The sequence below is a fragment of the Saliphagus infecundisoli genome (assembly GCF_020177375.1).
Taxonomy (GTDB): Archaea; Halobacteriota; Halobacteria; order Halobacteriales; family Natrialbaceae; genus Saliphagus; species Saliphagus infecundisoli.
Genome location: NZ_JAIWHV010000010.1, coordinates 92219 through 99243, shown reverse-complemented (window position 1 = coordinate 99243; position 7025 = coordinate 92219). Strand labels below are relative to the sequence as shown.

At 45.7% G+C, this 7025-nt stretch carries 7 protein-coding genes; 5 read left to right on the top strand and 2 right to left on the bottom strand.

The features are described from left to right. Positions 1-472: 472 nt before the first annotated feature. Positions 473-781 (bottom strand): hypothetical protein, encoded by a 309-nt coding sequence (locus LCF40_RS13360; protein WP_224828802.1) that lies wholly within the window; start codon positions 779-781, stop codon positions 473-475. Between the two features lie 134 nt (positions 782-915). Between LCF40_RS13360 and LCF40_RS13355 the strand changes: the two genes are divergently transcribed. The 3 genes from LCF40_RS13355 to LCF40_RS13345 all read left to right on the top strand — a co-directional run bounded on the left by LCF40_RS13355 (position 916) and on the right by LCF40_RS13345 (position 3340). Then, on the top strand, positions 916-1197 hold the full coding sequence (locus LCF40_RS13355; protein WP_224828801.1) for a hypothetical protein: 282 nt from the start codon (positions 916-918) through the stop codon (positions 1195-1197). Positions 1198-1465: 268 nt separating this feature from the next. Continuing rightward, entirely contained in the window at positions 1466-1906 is a 441-nt protein-coding gene (locus LCF40_RS13350) for a hypothetical protein (protein WP_224828800.1), read from the top strand. A 129-nt stretch (positions 1907-2035) separates the two neighbouring features. Further along, on the top strand, positions 2036-3340 hold the full coding sequence (locus LCF40_RS13345; RefSeq protein WP_224828799.1) for a hypothetical protein: 1305 nt from the start codon (positions 2036-2038) through the stop codon (positions 3338-3340). A 584-nt stretch (positions 3341-3924) separates the two neighbouring features. Here the strand turns inward: LCF40_RS13345 and LCF40_RS13340 are convergent. Next, positions 3925-4776 carry a trypsin-like peptidase domain-containing protein gene (locus tag LCF40_RS13340; RefSeq protein ID WP_224828798.1) on the bottom strand — a complete coding sequence of 284 codons (852 nt, stop codon included), beginning with the start codon at positions 4774-4776 and terminating at the stop codon, positions 3925-3927. Between the two features lie 314 nt (positions 4777-5090). On the opposite strand from LCF40_RS13340, the gene LCF40_RS13335 reads away from it, so the two are divergent. After that, positions 5091-5744, top strand: a complete 654-nt coding sequence (locus tag LCF40_RS13335) for an MjaI family restriction endonuclease (RefSeq protein WP_224828797.1) — start codon at positions 5091-5093, stop codon at positions 5742-5744. A 55-nt stretch (positions 5745-5799) separates the two neighbouring features. Further along, positions 5800-6909, top strand: coding sequence for a DNA-methyltransferase (locus LCF40_RS13330; RefSeq protein WP_224828796.1), 1110 nt, complete (start codon positions 5800-5802; stop codon positions 6907-6909). The last annotated feature ends 116 nt before the right edge of the window (positions 6910-7025 follow it).

Below are 7025 nucleotides of genomic sequence, written 5' to 3'. Positions count from 1 at the left end.
GCGAGCACGCTCGCGCAACTTATCGGAGGGAAACGCTCTTTGAATCCGGTCAACAACTACGGAATCCGGTGGGGTGTAAGTCATACTCTCCACCGGGTTCCTCAAACTGGTAGCACCAGCGATATGTGATCATCAGATGGCGGTGGTTCGGGTCGTTAAACTAGAAGGGATGATAAAGGGGGGTAGCCGATGAGTAGATCCGACTCGGAGGAAGGCCCTTTAGTTCGTTGCCCAATCTGTAGCCGAGTCTTCCCGACAGGCTCTGGAGCATTGAAGAACCATATCCGGCACAGTGACGATGACGCTCACTACTTCAAAATCCTGAATGACGATGGGGAAGTAGTCCCCGAGTGGGATGGAAGCTCCGTATTCGACTTCTAAGCGATTTTCTCTCCTGAATGACCGTTCCCCTTCGTCTCGATAGAAAACAGATTCTAACCCCACTCTTGGCTCTCAGAATTGAAATGGTAGGCTACTCTTCTTGGCCTCCCGCTTGAATACCGAGATTGCGGAGTCGTTGAAGCGATTGCTCTGTTTCTTTGAGTCTTTCCTCTAATCCTTCGATATCGCCTTGTATACGCTCCGTATTCGAGTGGATATCCTCTATTAGTTGATTAGCTACATCGGTATCGTCCCCGTTGATCTTCCGGGCTTCGAGATACAGGTCCACGAAGGATTGGAGCTTCTCTGATTCCGTGGCTTCTACCTCTTCAACAGCATCGGAGAACTCCTCGTACTTCTCTTGGTCAAGTCGAAAGGAGACGACCTTAGTTCCTCCCATAGTCCGTATACATGCCGTATACGGTTGAAAGTTCCGGATATCCGCTATCGGAGTTTACTGTCCTATAGGATTCCAGATCTAAATACCTGAAAACCCAAAGCCAAGCATTATGAGCCATGACTCGGGAGATTAGGATGAAGATGGAAGAAGAACTAACAGAAGACGAGAAGCACACTCTGGAGACAGTAGTCGAAGAGTCCGAACCAAGAGCCAGAGACATACACAGAACCCTCATTGACCGAGACGATACTCGGTTTGAAGTTTTTCCTGAATGGGGAAGTGGATATAATCAGGAACGGAGAGACATTCTGGCATCTCTGGACCGGCTGAACGACAAGGGGTTCATAGAGGGTAATGGCCCCGGAAATGGGTGGAGTCCGAGCAAAGACGGACGGGATGCAGTGAGCGACGGGTAATCTCGAATCCGTAGCATCGTCTCTAAGCGGGTTTCTGAGCCAGAATGATTGGGTCTCGATTGCTTCGGAATCGCCTCACAAGCCAATCTGAGCCCATACAGGAGATTGTGACGATCACTCCGTAGTGAGATTATCGGATAGTCGGAGACTCCGGACGGTTCGGAAGACTCAAATTCTAACCGGATTAGCATTCTCCCAACGATATTTGATGTGGGACCGGATTCTTCCCGTAGTTCGAAAAATCACGGACCCATTTGCGGAGTTGCTAATGCGCTATCTCAACGGTCCCTACCCCTCTGATATTGAATACAGGGAATCGGAAACGTTAGCGGAGTATTCCGAGGAGGGTATTGAGGTCTTCAGGGAGCAGTTTGGCGTGAAAACGGCAGAGTATACCCTTCTCACTGCGCTATTGATTGGCGGATATCTGGCTCTTGCCCCGAAGACTCTAAATCCCCAGATAATCGGTATTGCAGTCAATGTACTTGGAGCATTGGTCCTTGCTCGCGGATTGTTCATGGGACCGGTAGCCATTGCAGAAACGACTTTGGGTGGATATGGTGGATATAATTCAGACCTGCGAGATTTGATGATCCAAGATGCTATAGACGGGTTTTGGGGTGCCATTCTAATCCTAAGCGGATTCCTGATTCAAGCGGTAGTGATGCTCCCCCCATTTATCAAATCGTCGGGGATTCCGATTGTGTAGAAAGTGGATTCAACTGGAAGCCACTCAGGAAAGTGTGAGAAACGAGAAGGGAAAATCTGTGAAAAGGGAGAGTCATGGACGTAGTACTGGTACCATAGAAATATGTCATAGTAGTCTCCAGTACTGTCTATGAAGAGGATACTCTCTAAAGGGAGTGATTTACCCTTCGTACATGAATCTGTAGGATGGAATGAAAGTGCTAATTTCAAGGATTACGATATTGTATTCGTTAATCTGAGAACGTTAGAAGAGAATTCCGAAGACTACGACCATCCCTACAATAAGTCAGAAGATTCGCCGTGTATTTTTGACTCTTCAGACGTGGCTACATTTCTTAATGAATTCGGCTATATGGTAGTCTACCTTCCAGATGAACCCATTGTCAATATGGGCAATACTACTGACACCAGTCCTACCACATTACACCAAATTCCCGAAACCGGAGTAGCGGAAGGGAGGGAGGGCGAGATCAATCAACCGCAAGAAAGTCCGAGTGACCTATCCGATGAATACGACCTAATGGATTGGCTTCCTTGCTCAACGACGTTAAAGACTGACGAAGAGGGAGAGTCAGTAGGAGTGGTAAATGGGGACTGGGAATGGTACTTTGGGAATACGTTCAAATGGGACAAAATAATTCAATTAGAGGTTGGTAAAAGGTATTACTCAGAAAGCATAGCTGAAAATTCATATGGTAAGAAGATAGCAGGCAAAGTGAGCAATAATGGGTACATTGCTCTAATCCCACCCCATTATGGAAGGTCCTATTCCCAGTTTGTCAAAAGTACGCTTGAGCAGGTGTTTGACATTGAGAGCGGAGTAAAGGGTCGCTCTCCACCCTCATGGCTTTCAGAATTTACCCTCCCCGAAGAAGAGAGTATCGAGGAAAGTATAGATTCGAAAAAGGCAGAAATAGAGGACCTGGAGGAAGAGTTAGATGCTCTAACAGATTACAAAGGTCTTCTCTACGAGACCAGTACAAGGCTTGAAGAAATCACGAGAAAAGTCCTACGAGAACTCGGATTTACCGTAGAAGATGAGGAACTCGGAAAGCGGGATGGGGTTTTACATACTGAGGAAACCAAGTACGTTCTTGAGATTACTGGAACTACCGGAGGAGTCAAACTCAGTAAAGGTAGACAGTTAGATGAGTGGGTGGAAAACGTGGTTGCAGAATCTATCGAAAAAGAAATATCGGGGCTTTTGATTGTAAACCTGGAAATGGATATGGCGCCTGAGGAGCGGGATATCAGAATAGAACCAAACGTAGAGAGTTACATGAAGCGACGGGGTGATTACAAGGTTCTCACTACCCTTGACCTGTATAAACTTGTGAAACGGGATTTAGAGGTGGGGGTTGAGAAAGAGGATATCGAGAAGATATTTGACCAAGACGAGACACTCCTATCACTTCCCGAAGATTTGCAAGATTGATGAAGACGGTATTGGTGTGATTTCAACCTTCTTTCTGTAACGCTCTTGCGTAGCACATTGTTGATGGAGAGCTGTCCTGCGATTCTCTGCTCAGTTGGTTGAGACGGGAACCCGGTCGTTGAGCGATCAGACAAGCAGTTTCTATTCTGATTCCACCGGGGAGAGCCGTATCAACAATCTCCTTCGCAAGAGCGTTCTGTAAAGGAGCGTGTCATAGAATACGTCTCATACCCGCTACTCACCGATTTCACAGCACTCATTTTGCCGCTCCCCGGGGTGAATGTACCACCTTTCAGCTTCGTTCATAGGGAGTGGATTTGAAAGATAGGGGTTGAGAACTATTCTATGACACGCTATGTAAAGCGGAAAGCTTCTTATTCATTCTCAGACCGGATTTCTGAGGCAGAATGTAGAATGGGTCTCGACTACCTCGGAATCTCCTCACAAGCAAACCTCGCGCCCCTCACGGGAATCTGAGGACAAGTCCGTAGTGGATTATCTGATAGTTGAGGACTTGGGACGGGTCGGGCTATCCAGAGTAATTCCCGTTCTCTTAATTTACTCCTCTAACCCTCCTCTCTAACCTATATTTCTTCAGCAGCTTGCACGGCACGAATAATAGCTTCAGGCCGCCATGTCTCATTTAAGTCTGAATAGTGACTATTTCTACAAGTGCTCCCCTCATCATGTTCGCCATTAGATCCATCACTTCCTTCATCATGGAGGTAATTTCCAGAATGGATACCAAGTAAAAATATAGGGTTGGATTTAGATTGATGCCCGCCCCAGGGTGATCTAACCTCAGATGGTCCGACCACAATGGGGCTTCCACTGGTTCCAGGGTCCATCCGGGCATCTGTAAGGAACTTTGGTTCTTCCTCGAAATCCAACTTATGAGGAAACGCAATCAATGCATTTCTTCTAATAGGAAATCTTGTAGTGCGATCATATATCTCCCCTGGATAAGCAAGGCTGTACACTCGATCAGTATTCAGACGCCTATCTCCGATAAAAAGATCCTCTATAAATGAACAGGATTTAAATTCCAACCCTGAATTCTCTGATTCTTCGGTAGAAAGATAGCGGTCTGTAATAGAGGGTATCTTTTCATCAATTTGTATGGCCGCGATATCGGAACCATTGGGATCAAATCCCCATAATCTTCCTTCACTGGATAAATCAACAGACCTCCTATCTGTATCGCTGATCGTCTCGACTCTCACGAAATAGGTTACTTTCGGAGGATCTTGTCGTATCTCCTCTCTCAATGCCATATGTTCGTGGTGGCCTCCGATCTCAGAAAGTACATGGCCTGCAGTGACGATGTAGGTACTTTCACCAGAATTAAAGAAAAATCCAGTTCCGCCACTTTCTGGCCCGTTAATATGAACAGGCGTCGTTATGAGAAATGCTTCGTCAGTCAGTGATGGTGACATAGTACCTAATTCCATTCATTCTGAGGTAAAGGTAGCGGCAGTCTTTCCGCACTTCTTAGATTACTGCCTTCTTTTTGGTCGAGTCTTTCCTCTCTGGACATATCCAGAGCAACGGTCTCCAAACTCTGTAGATCTCCCCCTCCCGTCGATTACTGGTCGTCTCTCTAAGGCTCTCTTGTAGTCTCTGACCATTGTCGAGGCCAAGACTACAAAAGGACCACTGGAAGGCGCTCACGGGAGCGAGAGGGGCGAGAAGTCTTTCAGGATAATATACATTCACAAGTATTTTACAATATGATACGAATGCAGAGAGTATGGTTGATGAGAGCGAATTCATGATATCTGAAGAAGAGCGAGAACGTTTGGTTGCTGAGGGGATTGAAGAATTCCCGGTTGAGTTCCCAAAATACACGACTCAGCTTCTTAACCCTGCTAACCGATTCGCTCAATCTACACGGGACGATGTTGTAGGAAACATGAATGAGCTTATTGAAAAATTCCGGGAAGAGCATCCAGAGGGAACCTTCGAAGATTGGGTAGATTTCTATTTTGAAAATTATGACGGTCAAAAACGGATTAATGACGCAACTGAGAAGATGTATCCAATGGTTCGGAAGATGAAAGATGCATTTGAAGAGGTTGATAGAGAGATGACTCAGGATTTTGTCCGTGATTTAGTCCTTTTCAAAACGTACGAAGGGTTCGATATTCAAGAAGCTATTCTCCGCAAGCTGGGAGAGAAGTTTGATGAAGAGACGCGAAGAGCGACTATTATAGAGGAGCGGAAAGGGATTGACGGGTTCATTGGTAACCAGCCTGTGCAGGTGAAGGCAGAAACCTATAAGGATAATCTCCAAGACAATATCCGTGTTCCAATCGTGTACTATGATGAGAACAAGACAAACAAGGGAATGATGGTCGATATATCAGAGTTGACTGAGGAATTAGAGGGTGATAGGTGGGAATAACTCTGGATTGGCGTACATCAATAACTACTAAATCCTCCGAAGATAGCTTGTCTGTATGAAGACGGAACACGAGGTATTTGTCGGAAATTCAAACGACTTGTCTCAGATAGACGATAACGAAGTTGAATTAATCGTCACGTCGCCTCCATATCCCATGATTGAGATGTGGGATGACCTTTTCTCTACCCTTGATCGAGATATTGACCATGCTCTTGAAACAGGGAACGGTCAGAAGGCGTTTGATTTGATGCATGAACAATTGAATAAGACATGGGATGAAGTGAATCGAGTCCTTGTAGATGGAGGAATTGCCTGTATCAATATTGGAGATGCTACCCGAAAAGTTGACGATAGTTTTCGCGTTTATCCAAACCACGTTCGTATCACTGACTATTTTGAAAGCCTGAACTTTGAGCCACTCCCCGATATCCTTTGGCGAAAACCGACTAATTCAGCGGCAAAGTTCATGGGGAGCGGTATGCTCCCCCCAAATGCCTACGCTACGCTTGAGCATGAGTACTTGCTCATTTTTAGAAACGGGAAGGACAGCCGAAAATTCGAATCTGGTTCCGAAGTGAGATATAATTCTGCCTATTTTTGGGAGGAAAGAAACGAGTGGTTCTCTGATATTTGGGAAGGGATTAAGGGAACATTCCAAGAATTGGATAACGGTAACAGCGATCTACGCGATCGTTCTGCGGCGTATCCCCTGGAGATCCCATACCGTCTTATCAATATGTATAGTGTATATGGTGATACTGTTCTTGACCCATTTTGGGGGACTGGTACAACAAGTCTCGCGGCGATGATTGCGGGCCGAAATTCTGTAGGATATGAAATTGATGATGAATTTGTTAAAGTCTTCAACTCCAAAGTTTCAAATGCTGACCAACTTGCTTACGAGGTCGTCTCGAAGCGGATTAGCCGACATGAAGAGTTCGTGAAAGAACGAATGGAGCAGGGAAAAGACTTCAAATACGAAGCTGAGAATTACGACTTTCCTGTAACTACGAAGCAAGAAAAGCCGCTTCAGTTCTATACTACTGAGAATATAGTAAAGTCCAAAAATGGCTACACTGTAGCACACTCAGAGTATAATGCCTCAGATTCAATTGGCCAAGACAATCAACAAGAACAAGCAACTCTCGGAAACCAATTTGACTAATTTCTGGTTATTCGCCCTTTTCTCTTGAAGCTTGTAAGCGTCTCTAAGCAATTCCGGGATAGAGACTATGGAAACCATTCGGATCGGAGAGTATCGTCTGAGAGAGGGCGAGAGGG